The following is a 19,634-nucleotide window of genomic DNA, read 5'->3' on the forward strand; positions in this document are numbered from 1 at the left end:
AGAAAATTGATCGAGAAATTAATAAAAAGATTTCCGCCTACGCGGAAATTGGTGCATGACTAAAAAAGAACTGTTTCATATAGCCGAAGATTATTTTCAACAACAAGGTTGGACCGCGTTTCCATTCCAAAAACAGACTTGGGACGCATTTATCGCTGGAAAAAACGGTTTGCTCAACGCACCTACAGGTAGTGGAAAAACCTATGCACTTTGGGTGGCGATAGTTCTACAATACATCAAATCAAATCCAGATTATAAAACAAAAAACAAAAAAGGCTTAAAAGCCATCTGGATCACGCCTTTGCGATCGCTTTCGCAAGAAATTGCGCAAACATCGCAAAAATTTGTGGACGGAATAGGATTGCCGTTTACCGTAGGAATACGATCTGGGGATACCAGCACAAAAGAACGAGCCGCGCAAAAAAAATGCATGCCAGACCTTCTAATCACCACGCCAGAGAGCTTGCATTTATTACTCGCAACTAAAGAGCATGCAAAATTATTTCAAAATTGCAACGCCATCATTATTGATGAATGGCATGAACTGTTGGGAACAAAACGAGGTGTTCAAATGGAATTGGGACTTTCCCGATTAGCGGGAATAAATAAACACTTGCGCATTTGGGGAATCAGCGCCACCATCGGCAATCTCGAGCAAGCCAGACAGGTTTTATTAGGTGTTGATTCTAACCGCTTTCGCGAAAGCGTACTCATCAAAGCAAATCTGAAAAAGAAGATAGAAGTGCGATCTATTATACCAGAAAGCATGGATAAATTCCCATGGCGGGGACATTTAGGTTTGCATTTATTAAAAGATGTGGTCAAGATTATAAATGGCAGTAGATCGACCCTGATTTTTACCAATACCAGAGCGCAATGTGAATTATGGTTTCAAGCACTGATGCACCAACATCCCGAATTTGCTGGTGAAGTCGCCATGCATCATGGTTCCATTAATAAAGAAACACGTATTTGGGTAGAGAATGCGATTAGAAACGAGTCTTTAAGAGCTTGCGTTTGTACCTCGTCACTTGATCTAGGAGTAGATTTTGCTCCTGTAGAAACCATTATTCAAATAGGCAGTCCCAAAGGTGTTGCCAGATTTTTACAACGTGCAGGAAGGTCGGGTCATCAACCTGGAGAGACTTCTGTAATTTACTTCTTGCCTACTCATGCACTAGAATTAATTGAAGCCAGCGCATTACAAAAAGCGGTGACAACTCAAGCGGTGGAAGATCGTTTGCCTTATCTGAACTGCTATGATGTACTCATTCAGCACCTGTGTACGCTAGCGGTTTCTGGCGGTTTTTATCCCAAAGAAATTTATCCCGAGGTAAAAGCAACTTTTTGTTATCAAGAATTGACTTATGAAGAATTTGACTGGTGTTTAAAATTCATCGTTTATGGAAGTTCTTCCTTAACCTCTTATGACGAGTATAAAAAGGTTTCTATAGATAAAGATGGCCGGTATTTTATAGAGGACCGCGGTATTGCGATGCGACACCGTTTGCAAATGGGGACTATAGTTACTGGAACTGACATCACGGTAAAATATGCCACTGGCGGCTATATAGGTTCTATTGAAGAATATTTTATCAGTCAGCTGTCGCGCGGCGATGTGTTTGTTTTTGCCGGTCGCACCTTAGAATTTGTACGTCTTAAAGGAATGATCGCCCAAGTACGCAACTCTTCCAAAAAAAAAGGCAAAGTAACCAGCTGGATGGGAAGCCGCATGCCGCTTAGCTCTCAATTAGGCGAGTTACTACGGGAAGAAATGCAAAACTTCCAGTCTGGTAAAAAACAAACGCCTGAAGTCAAAGCCTTAAAGGACATCATCGCAAGGCAACAGCAAGAAAGTATCGTACCTCAAAATCATGAATTTTTAATAGAGACTTTCAAAACCCGAGAAGGATACCATGCGGTATTTTATCCATTTGAAGGAAGATTGGTCCACATGGCTATGGCTGGGCTGATTGCTTACCGCATCAGTTTGTTGCAGCCCATTAGTTTTTCACTGGCCTATAATGATTACGGCTTTGAAATCTTAAGCGATCAAGAATTTGATATGCAAAATGTATTGGATAATAATTTAATCACTTCAGAAATGATATGGGAAGATCTAGAAGCAAGTGTCAATGCCACAGAGCTCGCCAAAAGAAAATTTAGAGACATCGCCGTCATCGCTGGACTTGTTTTTACGGGTTACCCCAATAAGGCCGTAAAAGTGAAACACCTGCAAAGCAGTAGCCAATTGCTTTTTGAGGTCTTTAGAGATAATGAACCAGACAATTTACTCTTCCGTCAAGCCTATACAGAAACCTACGAGCAAGAAATAGAAGAATACCGATTGCGAGAAGCTTTTGAACGTATAGAAAATCAAACTCTAGTCTGGAAGGCCTGTGAGCGACCTACTCCCTTCTCTTTCCCGATTATAACGGACCGCTTAAGAGAAAAACTGAGTAGTGAAAAACTAGCCGATCGCATTAAAAGAATGCAATTGAAATGGGAATAAAGTGGAACTTGAAAAGAAATCAAACTGTTTGGTATAGCTTTGAACGGAATGAACGTCATGAGGAATGGACAGCTTCCAGGGCAAAAACAAATCACAATGCTTGTTAAAGCAACAGCACTGCACGGATCTTGCCAAATTACTGCCACCTGGATCGACCTAAAAAGCCCATTCTCTCTAAAAACTTTTGACTATTCTCTATATGATTTGAGAAATATACCCTTTAAGGGGTATTGTGTTGATAATAAATAAATTAGATATTTAATAAATCTTAAAACCAATTTATTATGAAATCTAAATTATTATTATTTCTACTCTTAACCATTGGCGGAGTTACTACATCTCTTTCCCAAAGTGTGGATGGATACACCTTTCATGAAACAAGTAACGGAGTTTCACTTTATTACAAACAAAGTGAATATGGTGTCACTTTTAGAGCAATCAACAAAAGAGATGAATATGTTTATGTAAAGGTTTATAATGTTGTTAGTTCTTGGAGTAATGGAAAAACAAGAAGGAAAGACGTAAATATTGGTTTTGTTGGAGTGGGTAAAGCTTCAAACGGCGGAGGATTAAATACAGATGACTATAGCAAGATTAAAAAATGGAGCTTTGACAGTTGGAAATGGTCAGAAGACCCATTATAAGATAACTTTATAAAAGCAAAGCCAAACTTCTAGTTTGGCTTTGTATTTTAAATAGACATCAAAATTGAAGAATACCTATTCCTCTTCCTCTTCTTCTATATAATCTGGATATAAAAACGAGTTATAAGGAAAACGCTTTATATGGATCTCCCGTACTTTATCATAAACTTTTTTACGAAAATCTTCCATATTCTCTTTCTCAGTAGCAGAAATAAAAATGACGTTTTCGCCTAATTTTGCCATCCAAGTCTCGCGCCATTCTTCTAAAGAATAATGAGCAGAGGTACGTTCTTCCATTAAATCAGTCTCGTCATAATCTTGTGCTTGATAAGCATCGATCTTATTAAAAACCATTATGGTAGGCTTATCTACAGCGTCTATTTCTCCTAAAATCCGATTTACCGAAGCAATGTGATCTTCAAAAGACTCATGAGATATATCTACGATGTGAAGCAACAAATCAGACTCACGAACCTCATCAAGTGTAGACTTAAATGATTCTACTAGTTGAGTTGGTAATTTTCTAATAAAACCTACGGTATCTGTTAACAAGAAAGGTAAGTTTCCTATCACCACTTTTCTAACTGTAGTGTCTAATGTTGCAAAGAGTTTGTTTTCAGCAAACACCTCACTTTTAGAGACAACATTCATCAACGTACTTTTCCCTACGTTGGTATAACCTACTAAAGAGACGCGCACCAACTGACCGCGATTCCCGCGTTGAGTAGACATTTGCTTATCTATGGTAAGTAGTTTTTTCTTGAGTAATGTGATGCGATCGCGTACGATACGTCTATCGGTCTCGATTTCTGTTTCTCCAGGACCACGCATTCCTATACCCCCTTTTTGTCTCTCCAAGTGAGTCCATAAACCTACTAATCGAGGTAATAAATATTGGTATTGTGCCAGTTCTACTTGAGTTCTTGCATAACTGGTTTGAGCTCTTTGCGCAAAAATATCAAGAATCAGATAGGTTCTATCAATAATTTTTGCCTCGAGTATTTTTTCAATGTTCTTTTGCTGTGCGGGGGAAAGCTCGTCATCAAAAATGATGGTTCCTATGTTGTGCGATCGCACATATGCAGCAACTTCTTCCATTTTACCTTTACCTATAAAAGTTTTGGGATTCGGTTTTTGCATTTTTTGATGGAAACGTTTGCTAACGGTTGCACCAGCGGTATAAGCTAGAAACTCCAGCTCATCCATATATTCATTAAGCTTTTCCTCGTTTTGCTGTTGGGTAATAACACCTACAAGAATTGCTTTTTCGTATTCGTGATTTTCTAATTCTAACATAAAAATTTATAGAGTCTAACAAAGATAATTGTTTCCCTTAAAGCAACGTGGTATTTAGTAAGAGGTTGTGAAAAGGAGCAACAAGAGAAAAAAATCAAGAACGCTATGCTGCAAGATAAACAGTTGTTATAGGTAGGGGAAACCAAAAACCGCAGCACCTAAAATGCACCGCCGTTTCTAAAAACTAAAAAGAAGTTCTATTTCTTCAAAAGCTCCTGAGCCTTTTCAATAGCCTCCATAGTTCTTTCTTTAAGTTGAACTATTTCTTTTACCTCTTGTTCTAGAATCGGCAGTTTTTCTTCAAGTGCTTCTTTAGTTTCTGGAGAAGGATCGCCATAAGGGAACTTTGAAGAATAATCCTGCATCCAGGACATCATGTCTTTATCGGCTTTTTTTATATACCTAACGACACCCACTATTTTTTCTGGGTTGTATTCGGCTAATTCTCCAGATTCTGTTTTTGCTTCTATCTCACTAACCAGCTCCATCATCTCACTTCCTTTAACCATGACAATATCATGAATTTCTTCGGCTTCACTTTTCAGCCTTTCATAAGATTCTATTTGTGCTTGTAAAGCGGTTTCTTCTGGAGTAGGCTCATTTTTACAAGCCGTTAAAGAGAATAAAGCTATTGCGATGAAGTATAACGTATTTTTCATAATTCGGATTTAATGACAAAGATAATGGACAGAAAGAAATGCCTATTCATTTATCAAAGATAAGTTCCATTCTATTGTAATTAGATAGACCATTCTAAGACTTATTTTTGAGAGTCTATTTTTCATCTCTATATTTTAAAGCCTAATCCTATTGTTTCCCATTGCCTTCCATCCTATTTACCAGCATCCTCTACCTGAAGGACATCGTTTCCCGATGCTCAAATATGAATTGCTACCGCAACAATTATTGCATGAAGGTACCGCTATCCAAACGGACTTCTTTGAACCCAGTAAATCCTGTGATGATCAAGATGTTTTAAGGGTACATACGGCTGCGTACCTTCAAGAGTTAAAAGATCTTTCCCTAGATAAACGGGCGGCTAGAAAGCTGGGGTTCCCCTTAAGTGAACAACTGCTGGAACGCGAGCTACACATTGCACAAGGAACCATTGAAGGCTGTTTAAAAGCTTATGACCATCGTGTCGCTATGAATATTGCTGGTGGCACTCATCATGCCTACACCGATCACGGCGAGGCGTTTTGTTTACTCAACGATCAAGCGATTGCGGCGAGATACTTACAACATCACGGTCTTGCAGAGAAGATTCTGATAGTAGATCTGGACGTACACCAAGGAAATGGTACCGCTGAGATTTTCCAAAACGACGCTAGTGTTTTTACCTTTTCTATGCACGGCGCTGGTAATTATCCGTTTAAAAAAGAACTTTCAGATTTAGATATAGCGGTTCCTGATGGTTCAGGAGATGATGATTATCTCAGGCTACTTAAAGCCACTCTGCCCGATTTGATCGCCCAAGAAAAACCAGACTTTATTTTCTATTTGTGTGGTGTGGACGTTTTGAAAAGTGACAAGCTAGGGAAACTGAGCATGACCCTTAATGGCTGTAAAGAACGAGATCTTTTTGCTTTATCCGCTTTCGCGAAAGCGAGATCAAAAAACAACTCTTTCATACCTATTCAATGCAGTATGGGCGGCGGCTATTCTCCAGAAATAAAAACCATCATTGAAGCTCATGCCAATACGTTTAGAATGGCTCGATCTATTTTTACCTAAAAAGCTAGATTTAAAAAACAAGTTGGGTTTTTTAGTTATATCACTTCTACGACAGCCAGCCTTTAGAGTTCACGTTGCGGGCAAAAACCCATAATAACAATCCCAATAAAGGAACCAGGATAAAAAAGAACTGATCTGATCTATTCATCATATCCCACACACCAGCATTCAAATTATAAGCCGTAGAAATAAAAATCGTTAGTAACGAAATCAAGGAAAGGAGAACGGCCATTTTACGCTTAAACAGTACTGCTATAGCAGCAAAAAGAGCTGTAAGAACCGCTATTCCATAATTAAAAAGGTACCAAGAAGGTCTATTGTTATAAAATTCTAGCTGTTCTTGATTCAAAGTATCAATTAACAGCTCTGGGGCAAGTATTTCTGTAGTTAGAAAACCTAACCCGATAAGATTCCACAACAGAAAAATAATCGCAACAGTCCAGAACCATATTTGCGGTCGAGTAGAATAAGCCATAAAATAATGTTTTATAAATTAGAGATTAAAGTTACTAAAAATTGAACAAATGTCTGTTTTGATTTTAGTCCTATTCAAAATAAGTGTTGATAAAATTAGCTTGCGAAATCGTTTGAGTTCTCAAAAAAAATTAACTTGCGCGTACAAAAGCAGCCAAAACAATGAACAACCGATCTATGAAACCAGAAAGCCTAATGATGTCTCATGGTTATCAACCAGAACTTTCTGAAGGAGCTATAAAATGCCCTGTATTTTTAACTTCTACCTTTGTATTTAAAACCGCCGAAGAAGGAAAAGCCTTTTTTGAACTGGCCTATGGAAAAAGAGAGCCACTTCCCGAAGAAGAAATGGGACTGATTTACAGTCGCATCAACAATCCAAATCTGGAGATTCTTGAAAAGAGGTTACGCCTTTGGGACAATGCAGATGATTGCGCTGTATTTGAAAGTGGAATGAGTGCTATTTCTACTGTTCTTTTAGAATTTTTGAAGCCTGGAGACTTGCTATTATTTAGCTCTCCTACTTACGGTGGTACCGATCATTTTATCAATCATTTCCTGCCTAAAATAGGAGTTCATACTTTGGGCTTTACGTCTGAAATGACTGAAGACGACTTATATGAAACTATTGCAAATTCAGATCATGCAGACCGGTTGACTCATGTTCATCTAGAAACACCTGCAAACCCTACCAATGCACTTATCGATATAGAAATGGTGCGCCGCGTGGTAGACCGCTTTAAGACAGAAGAAAAAGTAACTGTTGCTGTAGATAATACTTACATGGGACCCCTATGGCAGCATCCATTAAAACACGGAGCTGACTTGGTGATGTACAGCGCTACTAAATACATAGGCGGCCACAGTGATTTGATCGCTGGAGCAGTTTTAGGAAATGCCGAATTGATGCTGCGTGTGAAAACACTTCGTACCTTTTTAGGAAATATGGCGTCACCCCACACTGGCTGGATGTTGTTGCGTAGTCTCGAAACCTTGAAAATAAGAATGGAAGCTATGCAAGCTAATGCTATTCAGGTAGCCAATTTTCTAAAGGACCACAAGAAAGTAGCTCAAATTAAATACTTAGGACTTATCCAAGAAGGGACTCGCAATTACAAGATTTACAAACAACAATGTTCTGGCCCAGGAGCAATGGTTAGTTTTTGTATTAAAGGTGGTGAAAAGGAAGCCTTTAAATTCCTCAACTCTTTAAAACTTGTAAAACTTGCCGTAAGTCTAGGTGGAACAGAAAGCCTCGCAGAGCATCCTAAGAGCATGACTCACGCGGGTGTAGACGAACAGCATTTAGAAAACATAGGAGTAACTGACGCACTGGTAAGATTATCTATAGGCGTAGAAAATTATGAAGATTTGATATGGGATGTTTCTCAAGCATTAGATCAAGTTGTTGTTGCTCAAAAAGAATTAGTATAACTCATTTAAACTTTTAACATAAAAGAAAGCCAGAAGATGAAATTATCTTCTGGCTTTTTATTGTTTATTTTTGGCACTTTATTTGCCCATGCTTAATAAATTTCAAAATGATTGATCATAAATATGTCCGCCGCAGCGGATTCTTTATATATGACAGGAAATTTAACCATAGCAATAGCTAAGGTTCTATTTTAAATTGAAATAAAAAGGAAATAGAATCTAATTTATTCAGTTGTTTTGAGATTCATTAAGTTTAATTTATGCGAACTTTGCATAAGCACCGTTACTATACTATGAAATTAAGATTACCTCTTCTATTACTGTTTATAAGTGCTGCTTTTTTAAGTAGTGCACAAGTACAAGTTGCTAGCGCAGCAACACCATTAACTGATCAGTGTAAAAGCTTATTAGGTAAGAAATTAGATTTTCTAATAGATGGAAGTTTTCAAGATGAATCTTCTTTAAAGAAAGAAATCGCGAGGTTAAAAGAATGTGGCCTAGATGATTTTGATGTGAAGTTTTTTGGCCGTATGGAATCCATGTCAGCCATGTTACGCAAGATGACCAAGGAAAAACAACTGGAGCAACTGAGGTTTGAAGATCTATTTACTGAAGTAGAGAAAATAAAAGCGACTAGTGGTTTTCAACAAGTAAAAAAAATGACCTTATTATCCGAAACCCTTGCTACTCGCAAAGGAGATATAGAAAACTGGAATCAAGACATTAAGATTTTCCAGGAATTAGGAGCTTCAAAAAATGTGATCTCACAAGTATTTGAATATTTAGAGACGCATCCAGAGAGTACAAAAACCTATCAAGAGATTTTAGAATCTTTGAAGAAGTAAAGCTGTTTTGACAACAAATTAAGTAGGCGTAGGTGAAGGTCTGAGCTAGATTCTAAATCCAAATTTTTAATAGATTGATGTAATATCATAAAGTAAATTTATGGTTTACATCAAGTGTATTTTTATCCTATTGCTGCTTTTCCTTTTTAAATCTCCTTTGGTCCTTTAATCATCTGAAGAAGGTTTCTTTTACTAGGTAAAATCTAAAAAAGGAATTCTTTTGAGCGATCATTATAAAACCTAATCAAACTTTCTAATTCCAGCTTTACATTAAATAATGCTGTTTTAATTCCTATCGATAATTATAAAGACTTAAAAATAAGCTTTATGTGTGATTCAATAGAATAGCGTCACTTAATTTTTTTACTTCTGCAAAAGTAGTTTTGTGCAATTTCATATTTGGACTACTCATGTAATTAAATTCGGTGAGCAATTCTTCTACCAGCTCTTTTGCTTCTTTTGGTTTTTCTCGTTCTAATAAAAATTGAGCTAATACCAATCGCTCTTGATAATTAGAATACCGTACATCCAGTGCTCTGAGGTTTTTCTCGGCATTATTAAATTTACCTAAAGCCTTATATGACAAACCTAAATAGAATAAGATTTTAGACGCTCTGAATTCTGAATTGGCTTTAAGAGACTGCGCTACTGCAACAACCTTTTCATAATTATTCAAATAGTAATTAGTCATTATTAATTGTTCTTGAACATACACGTCATTTTTATGAGGACCGTCTAGAACCGTTTGGTAATTAAGAAGAGCGTTTTGATACTCTTCTCTCTTAAAATAGGCATCAGCAAGCGTTACTCGGTTTGCAAAAGTGTCTGAAAACTCCACTTTTTCAGTGAGCTCCTTTATCCTTTTAGAGGGATTAATGGCAGTGGAGATCTCGTTATTTATTCCTTGAGTGTCTTTATTATTAAAGACATTCATAAATAAATAAATGAACGAACCAATTACTGGAAGAAAAAGGATAATGGCATACCAATAAATTTCTCTTTTATTGGTATAGGCATCATAACAACAATAAACTTGTAATGCAACGGTGAGGTAATAATATATCATTAGTGATTCTGCTCTAGATAATTGATTATTTTATAAAACGTCCGCTACGCTTTTCCCAGTTCTTACGAGCCAGCAGCTGCATATCTTCTACGTTATCACTTTCATCCATAATTTCAAGACCCAGCATGGTTTCAATAACATCTTCCATAGTAGCAACCCCTTGAACACTTCCATAATCATCCACGACAAGAGCCATGTGTTCTTTACTGGCAATCATGGTTTCAAATAATTTAGGTATAGGTAAGTTTGCTGGGACCATAGCTATTTCTCTCCTTAAATCTTCTAAAGTATCTGCTGGTTTGTCATAAATGATGTCTGCTAAAATATGGTCTTTTAAGACATAACCTTTAATATCATCTCGATTGGCACCAAAGACAGGAATACGGGAGAATCTCAAATCTTGATTTTGCTCAAAGAAATCTTTTATCTTCATGCTTTGAGGAGCCATAAACATAACCGATCGCGGCGTCATGATATCCTTTACCTCAATCTTATTAAAATTCATCAAACTTTTAATATACTGACCTTCGCTAGGAGCAAAAACCCCTTCCTGCTCTGCGGTTTCTGTTATAGCAACAAAATCTTCTCGAGTCATCGTATTCATGTGAGCACTTTTTCCTATGGCCTTAGTAGTCAGCTGTAAAATCCATAAAATACCTGACCATTTTAAAGGAAAAATCATCACATTCAAAGCGGCAGTGGTGAAGCCAGCAAGGCTTTTCCAGTAGGTAGCCCCTATAGTTTTAGGAATAATCTCAGACACTACGAGAATTAAAATGGTCATTATACCAGATACTATTCCCACAAAAGGAATCCCTAAATAACTACTGTTGTAGCCACTACCGCTCACCATATTTTCAGCTTGCACTCCTACCAAAATAGCCCCTACCGTGTGTGCTAAGGTGTTTAAGGTAAGAATTGCAATCAATGGCTTATCTACATCCTCTTTTAATAATTTAAGAGACCCTATATAAGAAGAACCTTCTTGTTCATTAACCTTTATAAAAGTAGAAGTAACGCTCAAAAGCACAGCCTCCAAAATGGAGCATAAAAAAGAAAAAAAAATTGAAATGACTACGTAGGTAATAAGTAATCCCATAATTAATTAATTTGTTCTTGTAAAAATAGACTATTCTATTTCTTTGATTATTAATTTGTTGCTAAGACCTTACTTATCTGTTTTTCTTTATGCGTTCCCATTCTTCTCTAGTAATGGAATAAATAAAAAATTGTTCTGTATTGGAATCCTCTTTATAAGGAGCCTCTAGCGTCATACCATTGTGTAGAGCTACCTTTATAGACCCTATATTCTGCTCGTGAATGACAGAAATAAGGCTGTTTCCAAAATCCTTATTATAAACTTTTTCAAAAGCAGTGTCTCTCCATCTTACCGCAGCTTCTTTTGCATATCCTTGATTCCAGAATTCTGGCAAAATAGAATAGCCTACTTCAAGTCGTCGCAACCCGTTTACAGTTTGAATAAGTAAGCCTGTTTGCCCGATAAATTCTTTGGATTCTTGATGAATCATGACGTTCATTCCACTGCTACGATTCTCATACCTCCAAAAAGCCTTTTCAAACCATTTATTACATTTTTGCTCTGTTGTTAATCCACTTTCATCCCTAGAAACCTAGCGCCATCTTTTTCTTTAAAAATAGGGAACCATGTAACGAAATCATTCTTCTCTAAAAGTCTAAATGTAGTGCGTAAGGTTTTCTCTACTTTAAGTAGTTAGCTCATGATGGTAAAATGTAAAGTGAACTATTTTATTTAGACAGCTTTCCTGTAAATAACCAAGCTTTATCAAAACCAAGTGCTCTTAATGTATGGAGCTCGTTAATCGCGTCATTGCGTTCTACAAAACTGGAAAAAGCAACATTGTGAAGACCGTACTTATTAACTCCTATTCGTTTCGCATCAAAACCTTTACGCTTTAATTGAGCGACACGTTTATCTGCATTTTCAGAAATACGAAAAGCACCGGCAACTACATGGTAATTTCTTTCTAAGGGAGCTACATTTATATTAATGCTGGGTAATGGATCACTGATAAGAAAACTAGCGCTTTCTATTTTAGCATCTATCAACTCGTCTGACATTTGATCTACAGCTATAGCATCTTTTTCTACTTGTTCTACATAACCGCTAAAACCTGCATAACTCAGCCCTAAAAGAACTGCACCTACCGCAGCATAGCGTACCCAAGAACCAGAATTAGTTTGGGGAGTTTCTAACACAGCAACAGGAACATCATCAATCCGCCCGTTATCAGACGCTACCTTTGGAGCAACTGGAATGCGATCTATCGCAAAAGTTTCATGAGAAGTAAGGCCAAAAGCCTCTGGTAAATAATTAACCAAGTACATAGGAGTAAACTGCAATGCCTTTTCTTCATTACGAGAAAATCTTCCTACCTTATGAATGGTAACAGAGCCGTTATCATCTATTTCCTGATCTAAAAATCGCACATAATTGCGGATTTCTTGAACAGCCTCTTCATAAGAAAGATCTGCAGCGCTAGCTACATAATTAGCTAACAGCCCATCATTTTGTTTGATTTGAGCATTAAAACTCAAACCCTTTTTAGGAGGATATATGGTATGACTACTTGCAAAATGCTGAGCAGAAACTCGTCGCGAGATAAACGCACCAAAATCTGGAATGACGACACATTCCTGTCGGTACAATAAATCTGATATATAGGTTGACATTTGCATATAACAAACATAAAAATTTAAATAAAACGATCAGCCACTTTGACTAACTAGTTATTAAGAATCTCAAGAGTTTTTATGTAATTCCTTGTAAGTTAGAAATCCTACTACTTATATTTATTTGAAAAATAATGGTTTCTGCATCATTCCATTAGGTGCAAAGGCTAAATTTTCACAATCATTTAACCCAAAAGATAAAGCAAATTTCTGTTATTTACTGATATAGCAAAATAACTTTTATGATCATTAGCTTGCTGCAACAAGTAAACGATAGTGGCCCCATTTACAAAGAAACCGTCATGGGAAGATTTCCAGTGGAGCCTTTTAATACCGCTAGCAACCTTATTTTCCTTGCTTCTATTATTTATTTTAGTCTTTTAATTTCTAAATCAAAGAAAAAACACTGGTTTCTAGCTTTTTGTATGCCTGTTTTTTTTGCTGGTTTTGTAGGCGGCACTGTATATCACGCTAGTCGCAGTCATGAATTTTGGTTGCTGTTAGATTGGGTGCCAATTGTTATCTTGTGCCTTTCTTGCTCGCTTTATTTTATTTTCAGATCTCCGGTAGCCTCTTGGGAAAAAGCCCTGTTAGGACTTGCTATTATCGGACTGAATACCATTCCTAGAATACTACCTATCTCAAAGGATTACCGCAACTCTATAGTATACATAGCAACGGCAGTTGCTGTTTTACTTCCTGTTTTCTTGTATGCTTACCGCCATAAGTGGAAGCATTTCAAATATGTAGTTTTTACCCTGCTGGCTTTTATTACGGCCGTGTCTTTTAGAACGATCGATAAAAAGTTTGATGTCGAATTTCTATATATGGGAACACACTGGCTATGGCATAGCTTTGGGGGTTTTGCTGTGTTTTTCTTAATGAGGTACATTTATCTGGACAACGAGAATTCAGAACGGTTTATGATTAGAAAGAACCTTAAAAATGATTAAATTTGCCATCTTATAACGGGAGACCATGCTGGACAAAGTAAAAGAACAAATTGAGAAAGTGCAAGCCTTCAAAGGCGATTCTAAAGAGGCAATTGAGGCTTTCAGAATACAATATTTAGGTAAAAAAGGTTTGTTAAAGGACTTTTTTGACGCCTTTAAGGAAGTGCCTAATGAGCAAAAGAAAGCCTTCGGTCTGGCCATCAATGAGCTTAAGGAACTTACTAAAGAAAAAGTAAGCACTCTTAAAGAGAATATAGAATCTCAACAAGAAGAAGCTGGAATTTATGGCGACCTTACTCGTACGGGTTATCCTATGGAAATAGGTGCTAGACACCCCATTTCTATTGTAAAAAACCAAATTATAGATGTATTCTCCCGTATAGGTTTTAACGTCAGTGAAGGTCCAGAAATCGAAGACGACTGGCATAACTTTACCGCTCTCAACTTGCCAGCGCACCATCCAGCACGAGATATGCAAGACACTTTCTTTATACAGACAAATCCAGACGTGCTTTTAAGAACCCATACGTCCAGCGTACAAGTGCGTTATATGGAAGATAACAAACCGCCTATCAGAACTATTTCTCCGGGTCGTGTTTTTCGTAATGAGGCGATAAGTGCCCGTGCACATTGTATTTTTCATCAAGTAGAAGGTCTATACATTGATAAGGATGTGAGTTTTGCTGACATGAAACAGACTTTGTTGTATTTCACTCAAGAGATGTTTGGTAAATCTAAAATACGCTTGCGACCTTCTTATTTCCCTTTTACAGAACCTAGTGCAGAGATTGATATTTATTGGGGTCTGGAGACAGAAACTGACTATAGAATTACTAAAGGAACTGGCTGGCTCGAAATAGGTGGCTGCGGCATGGTGGATCCTGCCGTACTGACTAATTGCGGTATAGACCCTGAAGAATACAGTGGTTTTGCATTTGGTATGGGTGTGGAACGTATCGCTATGTTGTTATATCAAATAGGCGACATTCGTATGTTTTTTGAAAATGATGTGCGCTTTTTGAAGCAGTTCTCTAACACACTATAGCTTTTTCTATTTAGCATCAAAATGCCGCATCTAAATTAGTTTTTTCTGACTTGTACGAGTTAAAAAAGGACTCTTTTAAATTTCACGGCCTTTTAAAATTAAATCCATAAGATGATTTCTAAACTCCTATTTGTTTACAATGCCAACTCAGGAAGGCTGAGTAGTCTTCTAGATAGTGCTCATAAAATCATAAGTCCTGGCACCTCTGAATGTCAACTATGTAATCTTACTTTTGGTGTATTTAAAGAAAATGAATTATGGGCACGCTTTCGCGAAAGCCTAACAACTACCCACCCAGATCTAAAATTAGAATTCCTACATAGAGATGAGTTTGAAAAACAATACTGGTCCAAGTGGTTGCCTAAATACAGTTATCCCATCTTATTGAGCGTGAGAGATGAGGTACAGGATTACAATGATGGTTTTGGTACTAATTCTGGTATGGATATATTTTTAAGCGCTGAAGAAATGAGTCTGATTACAGAAACAGACGCGCTCATTAAAACAATTCAAGAAAGATTGAAAGCATGAAAAAAGACATCATTATACCCGTAGTAAAAGACGTTTATATTGCTATCGTTAAGGAATGGAATAAAGATTTCACTTCCCATGATTGGTTCGTGTACCTAATTAATGACAGTCTTGACCCACTAGAATCGGTAATGATTATGAGTAGAGGCAAACATAAAGATGGTCGCAAAACCTCTACATTTAGACATGCTTTTAAATTAATAGATGCAAAAACAGCTATGAAAGTAGAACTGATCATGGAAGAGGTATTTGCTTTTGAAAACGAATTTGTCCTTACCTATTTTATAGGATCTACCTTATACGACCAGGTATATACCGCTGCTCCATTTAGCATTTCTGAAGAGGCATTTAAAAAATTACCCGTAATGGACCAGGATGGTATTTTATTGAAATAATACTGTTCTCAACTCCTTATTCTTTTGTTCTCCCTCAGTTTCAAATAGCTTTTTCTACTTCTGTTGATTTAGAGTTTTTTCCTGCTTTAAACTGGCGTTACGGCAATTTTTAAAAGAGCAATTTATCGTATTATTCACAATTTTTCATAAAAAAAGGTCTTTCTCGTTAATACGAAGTTAAAAGCAGTTAGTTATATGAAGGTCTGTATACTAAGTCGCCACAAGTAAATTACTAACTAATTAACAGAATTTCAAATTATGAAAAAATTAAACTTTATGAGCTTTGCTCTAGTTGCAATGGTTTTCTTAACAGGATCTCTTGCAAATGCACAAACAACTAACATTGTAGAAGCTGCCGCAGCCTCTGAAGATCACACAACTCTAGTTGCTGCTGTAAAAGCTGCAGATTTAGTAGGTGTTTTAACCGGAGAAGGACCGTTTACTGTATTTGCTCCTACTAATGCCGCTTTTGATGCATTACCAGAAGGAACTGTACCAACATTGTTGAAACCTGAAAATAAAGCAGCTCTTACAGGAGTACTTACTTATCATGTCATCGCTGGAAAATTTAATGCTAAAGATGTTATAGGACTTATCAATAAAAACGATGGAAAAGCAACCGTAGCTACTGTAGCAGGAGCAGAACTTACCTTGTCTTTAAAAGACGGAAAAGTGATGGTAACTGATGCAAATGGAAACAGCGCAACAGTAATTGCAGCAGACTTAAACCAAACTAATGGCGTGATTCACGTTATAGATACTGTATTACTTCCTAAAATGTAAATCCCTAATTACATTTTATGAAAAAAACCCCAAGCTTAGCTTGGGGTTTTGTTTTTTAATTCTGTCCCGTCCTAAAATAGACTTCCCAAAAATGGAAAGATACGAATAGAAAATTTTTATTTTTATCTGGCTTTAACCATTTAAAGATACCTGCGCCTAATGATACATTTAGTATTTAAGCCCTCCTGTCCAACTCACCTCTTCATAGCATCGCAGTCTGTTATTTGTCCAAATTCAGTTCCTTTTATAATGACATCAACGCCTATAAAATAGTTTTTTTCTGATTTATCCATAAACCTTTGCTGGCAATCCTATACACTGCAGCGTCTAAACGCCTAAAATTATACTTTTTCACGCACCTCTTAAAAAACCTTCATTTTGGTTAAAAGTAAGTTAAAGCACTTGAGTTGAAAAACCGTTGTTGCGCTAATCTAGTATATGCTCTATATAACTAAAATTAAATAAATTATGAAAAAGTCAAGAGTTTTAAGTTTAGCGCTTCTAGCCGTTGCACTATTTGTAGGTCATTCATCTTTTGCACAGAATGACAAAATGATGAAAAAAGAGAAAACAGTAATGGTAGGTGGATCAGAAATGTATCCTTCAAAAAACATTATTGAAAATGCTGCTCATTCAAAAGATCACACTACACTAGTTGCCGCAGTAAAAGCTGCAGATTTAGTGAAAGTTCTATCTGGAGAAGGACCATTTACTGTGTTTGCTCCTACCAATGGAGCTTTTGATAAGCTACCAGAAGGAACGGTACCAACTTTATTAAAACCAGAAAACAAGGCAGCTCTTACAGGAGTACTTACTTATCATGTCATCGCTGGAAAATTTAATGCAACAGACGTCATCGAACTTATCAGAAAGAACGATGGTAAAGCAACAGTAAAAACAGTAGCTGGGTCAGAAATTACGTTATCCTTGCAAGACGGAAAAGTAATCATCACCGATGCAAATGGCGGAATGGCAACTGTAACTATTGCAGATGTAAATCAATCTAATGGCGTTATTCACGTCATTGATATGGTACTACTTCCAAAAATGTAAAATCCTATTTTACATGTTAAGAATGAGAAACCCCAAGCAATAGCTTGGGGTTTTGTTTTTTTAATGAATTTATTACTCCGTAAACCTTTTATCGGTTTCCATAACGGTGCCACACTGATCGCAGGTTCTCATTTCTTCAGAACTGTAATATTCTTTGAATCTCGGTAAAAAGTCTTTTTCTATATCTTCTAAAACAAAAAAGGTCTCGTGAAGCTTGTGATTACAGTTGTCGCAATACCATAACAAACCATCCATAGCTCCAATGTCTAGACGTTTGCGCTCTATAACAAGACCAATAGAGTTTTCATGTCTTACTGGAGAATGTGGCACCTTAGAAGGATGTAAATACATGTCTCCGGGACCTAATTTCATCGTTCGCTTTTTTCCGTCTTCTTGAATGTGTACTTCGATTTCTCCTTCTAATTGATAAAACAGCTCTTCTGTTTCATTGTAATGATAATCTTTACGCGCGTTAGGACCAGCTACAATCATGACGATGTAGTCCCCAGCATCTTTATATAGGTTTTTATTCCCTACAGGCGGCTTTAAAAGATCTCGGTTTTCTTCAATCCATTTATTGAGATTGAAAGGTGCTTGAATAGGCATTTGTATAGCTTTTTAGAAATTTAAAGGTAAGGCATTGTTCTGGGAAATATCAAAAGTTCTTGACACCTGTTAGCGCAGCAGCTTAAAGCTTTTATGATGAACCATTACTATTTTAGAGACTGCTTGATCTCAGCCATCAATGCTGCTCCTCCCTGAGATAGAATTTTTTGTGATTGCGCTTTCGCGAAAGCGAGACATTCTTCCATCTCTACATTATCAAACCATGGCATGGAATCATTCACATCTAAACGTTGTTTTCCATCCAGACTCATCAAGGTTCCCTTAAAAGATAACTGACCATTCTTTACTATCGCAATGGCACCTATAGGGGCTGTACAACCACCTTCTAGGTCGCGAAGAAATGCACGTTCCATATCTACACAAATCGCTGTTTGCTGATCGTTTAAAGCCGAAACAGCTTGAAGCACTTCTTCATTTACTTTCATCACCGCAATCATCATGGCGCCTTGAGCAGGTGCAGAAATAAAACTGTCGAGATCTGTATATTCAAAACCGTAATTGCCACGCAATTTAGACAGCAAACCTATGCGATCTAATCCAGCTTTTGCAAAAATAGCTGCACTCCAGTCTTTGTTGGTATGTAGTTTTGCCAATCTTGTGTTTACATTACCTCGTAGATCCACCACTTGGTGATGACTATACATATTCAACCATTGCGACTTACGTCGTAGACTTCCAGTAGCAATAGTCATTTCTTTATCAGGATGAAAGCCTTTTTTGTACACTAAAATATCTTTAAAAGAAGCGCGCTCCATTACTGCAGCCTGCACCATTCCTTTAGGCAACTGCGTAGGAACATCTTTAAGACTATGAACTGCGATATCAATTTCTCCTTTGATCAAAGCCACATCTAGTGTTTTGGTAAAAATACCAGTGATACCCATTTCGTATAGTGGCTCTGTAAGATTGAGATCACCTTGAGATTTTACAGGATGCAGCACTGTTTGATGTCCTAATGCCTCCAACTGAGACTGCACTGTTTTTGCTTGCCACATCGCTAGCTCACTATCTCTGGTTCCTATTTTTATAATTCTAGACATAAATTTACTACTGTTTAAAAATGTGGTTTTTAATGATTCTCTTATCATTATACCGTCTTATCCAAGTTCCAGTAAGAACAAAGATAACGGCAAGTAATAGGCACTGAGCTATAGTTAGCAGGTAAAAACTTGAAATAAAGCTTATCTCAGAAGAATAATTTGCTGGCAAATAATCTCTGTGTAAGGAGGATATCATAATAGTATATCGTTCCATCCAAAAACCACAACAAGACAAAAGACTTACTAAAAATAAAACCCAAGCTTTATGACCCAACTTAGGAATGAACAATACTAGAGGCAATACCATACTACAAAATAACACCGCTACATACATGGAAGCATAAGGCCCAATAGGTCTTTCAAAATTAAGTAGTGCTTCCCCCTGTAAAAATCGGACTAAGGTGATCGTCCAAATAAGCAATACATGGGTAAGGAGAAAGCACCTCATCACTTTCAAGGCTATCCTTCCTGACAACTGTGGCACTAATGA

General features: G+C 37.0%; 18 protein-coding genes and 2 pseudogenes. 11 read left to right on the top strand and 9 right to left on the bottom strand.

Features of this window, described 5'->3' with window-relative positions; translation table 11 throughout:
- Positions 1-55 precede the first annotated feature (55 nt).
- Both F0365_RS03675 and F0365_RS03680 read left to right on the top strand, forming a co-directional pair.
- Complete coding sequence (locus tag F0365_RS03675; protein WP_169932452.1) at positions 56-2,512, top strand: ligase-associated DNA damage response DEXH box helicase; 2,457 nt, start codon at positions 56-58, stop codon at positions 2,510-2,512.
- 284 nt (positions 2,513-2,796) lie between these two features.
- Entirely contained in the window at positions 2,797-3,156 is a 360-nt protein-coding gene (locus F0365_RS03680; protein ID WP_169932453.1) for a hypothetical protein, read from the top strand.
- Positions 3,157-3,231: 75 nt separating this feature from the next.
- Here F0365_RS03680 and hflX read toward each other — a convergent pair whose 3' ends face one another.
- Together hflX and F0365_RS03690 are read right to left on the bottom strand one after the other, a co-directional pair.
- On the bottom strand, positions 3,232-4,452 hold the full coding sequence (gene hflX / locus F0365_RS03685) for a GTPase HflX (protein ID WP_169932454.1): 1,221 nt from the start codon (positions 4,450-4,452) through the stop codon (positions 3,232-3,234).
- 197 nt (positions 4,453-4,649) lie between these two features.
- Positions 4,650-5,111 carry a hypothetical protein gene (locus F0365_RS03690; protein ID WP_169932455.1) on the bottom strand — a complete coding sequence of 154 codons (462 nt, stop codon included), beginning with the start codon at positions 5,109-5,111 and terminating at the stop codon, positions 4,650-4,652.
- 151 nt (positions 5,112-5,262) lie between these two features.
- On the opposite strand from F0365_RS03690, the gene F0365_RS03695 reads away from it, so the two are divergent.
- Positions 5,263-6,186, top strand: a complete 924-nt coding sequence (locus tag F0365_RS03695; protein ID WP_169932456.1) for a histone deacetylase — start codon at positions 5,263-5,265, stop codon at positions 6,184-6,186.
- A 46-nt stretch (positions 6,187-6,232) separates the two neighbouring features.
- Here the strand turns inward: F0365_RS03695 and F0365_RS03700 are convergent, their stop codons facing one another.
- The gene (locus F0365_RS03700) at positions 6,233-6,661 is read right to left on the bottom strand and encodes a hypothetical protein (RefSeq protein ID WP_169932457.1); all 429 of its coding nucleotides are present in this window, start codon (positions 6,659-6,661) and stop codon (positions 6,233-6,235) included.
- 158 nt (positions 6,662-6,819) lie between these two features.
- Here F0365_RS03700 and F0365_RS03705 point away from each other — a divergent pair.
- A pseudogene (locus F0365_RS03705) lies at positions 6,820-8,094 on the top strand (cystathionine gamma-synthase family protein); the annotation flags it as partial.
- A gap of 293 nt (positions 8,095-8,387) precedes the next feature.
- Positions 8,388-8,939 carry a hypothetical protein gene (locus F0365_RS03710; RefSeq protein WP_169932459.1) on the top strand — a complete coding sequence of 184 codons (552 nt, stop codon included), beginning with the start codon at positions 8,388-8,390 and terminating at the stop codon, positions 8,937-8,939.
- A 325-nt stretch (positions 8,940-9,264) separates the two neighbouring features.
- On the opposite strand, the gene F0365_RS03715 is transcribed toward F0365_RS03710, so the two are convergent.
- The 4 genes and pseudogenes from F0365_RS03715 to F0365_RS03730 all read right to left on the bottom strand — a co-directional run bounded on the left by F0365_RS03715 (position 9,265) and on the right by F0365_RS03730 (position 12,717).
- Positions 9,265-10,005 (bottom strand): hypothetical protein, encoded by a 741-nt coding sequence (locus F0365_RS03715; RefSeq protein ID WP_169932460.1) that lies wholly within the window; start codon positions 10,003-10,005, stop codon positions 9,265-9,267.
- Positions 10,006-10,030: 25 nt separating this feature from the next.
- Complete coding sequence (locus F0365_RS03720) at positions 10,031-11,104, bottom strand: CNNM domain-containing protein (RefSeq protein ID WP_169932461.1); 1,074 nt, start codon at positions 11,102-11,104, stop codon at positions 10,031-10,033.
- 73 nt (positions 11,105-11,177) lie between these two features.
- Positions 11,178-11,600, bottom strand: a pseudogene (locus F0365_RS03725) (GNAT family N-acetyltransferase); the annotation flags it as partial.
- A 172-nt stretch (positions 11,601-11,772) separates the two neighbouring features.
- Positions 11,773-12,717: an SPOR domain-containing protein gene (locus F0365_RS03730; RefSeq protein WP_206071299.1), complete on the bottom strand. Its 945-nt coding sequence runs from the start codon at positions 12,715-12,717 to the stop codon at positions 11,773-11,775.
- Positions 12,718-12,959: 242 nt separating this feature from the next.
- Here F0365_RS03730 and F0365_RS03735 point away from each other — a divergent pair, with 242 nt between their 5' ends.
- The 6 genes from F0365_RS03735 to F0365_RS03760 all read left to right on the top strand — a co-directional run bounded on the left by F0365_RS03735 (position 12,960) and on the right by F0365_RS03760 (position 17,477).
- Positions 12,960-13,670: a hypothetical protein gene (locus F0365_RS03735; RefSeq protein ID WP_169932463.1), complete on the top strand. Its 711-nt coding sequence runs from the start codon at positions 12,960-12,962 to the stop codon at positions 13,668-13,670.
- A gap of 25 nt (positions 13,671-13,695) precedes the next feature.
- The gene (gene pheS, locus F0365_RS03740) at positions 13,696-14,715 is read left to right on the top strand and encodes a phenylalanine--tRNA ligase subunit alpha (protein ID WP_169932464.1); all 1,020 of its coding nucleotides are present in this window, start codon (positions 13,696-13,698) and stop codon (positions 14,713-14,715) included.
- A gap of 111 nt (positions 14,716-14,826) precedes the next feature.
- Entirely contained in the window at positions 14,827-15,246 is a 420-nt protein-coding gene (locus F0365_RS03745; protein WP_169932465.1) for a GTPase, read from the top strand.
- Positions 15,243-15,641, top strand: a complete 399-nt coding sequence (locus F0365_RS03750; protein WP_169932466.1) for a hypothetical protein — start codon at positions 15,243-15,245, stop codon at positions 15,639-15,641. Before F0365_RS03745 ends, F0365_RS03750 begins: the two co-directional genes overlap by 4 nt.
- Positions 15,642-15,899: 258 nt before the next feature.
- Positions 15,900-16,424, top strand: coding sequence for a fasciclin domain-containing protein (locus F0365_RS03755; RefSeq protein ID WP_169932467.1), 525 nt, complete (start codon positions 15,900-15,902; stop codon positions 16,422-16,424).
- A gap of 468 nt (positions 16,425-16,892) precedes the next feature.
- Positions 16,893-17,477, top strand: a complete 585-nt coding sequence (locus F0365_RS03760) for a fasciclin domain-containing protein (RefSeq protein WP_169932468.1) — start codon at positions 16,893-16,895, stop codon at positions 17,475-17,477.
- A 72-nt stretch (positions 17,478-17,549) separates the two neighbouring features.
- On the opposite strand, the gene F0365_RS03765 is transcribed toward F0365_RS03760, so the two are convergent.
- Positions 17,550-18,083 (bottom strand): 3-hydroxyanthranilate 3,4-dioxygenase, encoded by a 534-nt coding sequence (locus F0365_RS03765; protein ID WP_169932469.1) that lies wholly within the window; start codon positions 18,081-18,083, stop codon positions 17,550-17,552.
- Positions 18,084-18,190: 107 nt separating this feature from the next.
- Positions 18,191-19,144 (bottom strand): hydroxymethylbilane synthase, encoded by a 954-nt coding sequence (hemC, locus tag F0365_RS03770; protein WP_169932470.1) that lies wholly within the window; start codon positions 19,142-19,144, stop codon positions 18,191-18,193.
- Positions 19,145-19,634 lie beyond the last annotated feature (490 nt).

This window comes from Nonlabens sp. Ci31, assembly GCF_012974865.1.
Lineage (GTDB): Bacteria > Bacteroidota > Bacteroidia > Flavobacteriales > Flavobacteriaceae > Nonlabens.

What these genes read in the sequence shown, in the direction of transcription:
- F0365_RS03730 (WP_206071299.1), bottom strand. Translation starts at nt 12,717, where the DNA reads ATGTCAACCTATATATCAGATTTATTGTACCGACAGGAATGTGTCGTC.
- F0365_RS03760 (WP_169932468.1), top strand. Translation starts at nt 16,893, where the DNA reads ATGAAAAAGTCAAGAGTTTTAAGTTTAGCGCTTCTAGCCGTTGCACTA.
- pheS (WP_169932464.1), top strand. Translation starts at nt 13,696, where the DNA reads ATGCTGGACAAAGTAAAAGAACAAATTGAGAAAGTGCAAGCCTTCAAA.
- F0365_RS03765 (WP_169932469.1), bottom strand. Translation starts at nt 18,083, where the DNA reads ATGCCTATTCAAGCACCTTTCAATCTCAATAAATGGATTGAAGAAAAC.
- F0365_RS03710 (WP_169932459.1), top strand. Translation starts at nt 8,388, where the DNA reads ATGAAATTAAGATTACCTCTTCTATTACTGTTTATAAGTGCTGCTTTT.
- F0365_RS03745 (WP_169932465.1), top strand. Translation starts at nt 14,827, where the DNA reads ATGATTTCTAAACTCCTATTTGTTTACAATGCCAACTCAGGAAGGCTG.
- F0365_RS03755 (WP_169932467.1), top strand. Translation starts at nt 15,900, where the DNA reads ATGAAAAAATTAAACTTTATGAGCTTTGCTCTAGTTGCAATGGTTTTC.
- hemC (WP_169932470.1), bottom strand. Translation starts at nt 19,144, where the DNA reads ATGTCTAGAATTATAAAAATAGGAACCAGAGATAGTGAGCTAGCGATG.
- F0365_RS03720 (WP_169932461.1), bottom strand. Translation starts at nt 11,104, where the DNA reads ATGGGATTACTTATTACCTACGTAGTCATTTCAATTTTTTTTTCTTTT.
- F0365_RS03715 (WP_169932460.1), bottom strand. Translation starts at nt 10,005, where the DNA reads ATGATATATTATTACCTCACCGTTGCATTACAAGTTTATTGTTGTTAT.
- F0365_RS03690 (WP_169932455.1), bottom strand. Translation starts at nt 5,111, where the DNA reads ATGAAAAATACGTTATACTTCATCGCAATAGCTTTATTCTCTTTAACG.
- F0365_RS03750 (WP_169932466.1), top strand. Translation starts at nt 15,243, where the DNA reads ATGAAAAAAGACATCATTATACCCGTAGTAAAAGACGTTTATATTGCT.
- F0365_RS03675 (WP_169932452.1), top strand. Translation starts at nt 56, where the DNA reads ATGACTAAAAAAGAACTGTTTCATATAGCCGAAGATTATTTTCAACAA.
- F0365_RS03700 (WP_169932457.1), bottom strand. Translation starts at nt 6,661, where the DNA reads ATGGCTTATTCTACTCGACCGCAAATATGGTTCTGGACTGTTGCGATT.
- F0365_RS03735 (WP_169932463.1), top strand. Translation starts at nt 12,960, where the DNA reads ATGATCATTAGCTTGCTGCAACAAGTAAACGATAGTGGCCCCATTTAC.
- F0365_RS03680 (WP_169932453.1), top strand. Translation starts at nt 2,797, where the DNA reads ATGAAATCTAAATTATTATTATTTCTACTCTTAACCATTGGCGGAGTT.
- hflX (WP_169932454.1), bottom strand. Translation starts at nt 4,452, where the DNA reads ATGTTAGAATTAGAAAATCACGAATACGAAAAAGCAATTCTTGTAGGT.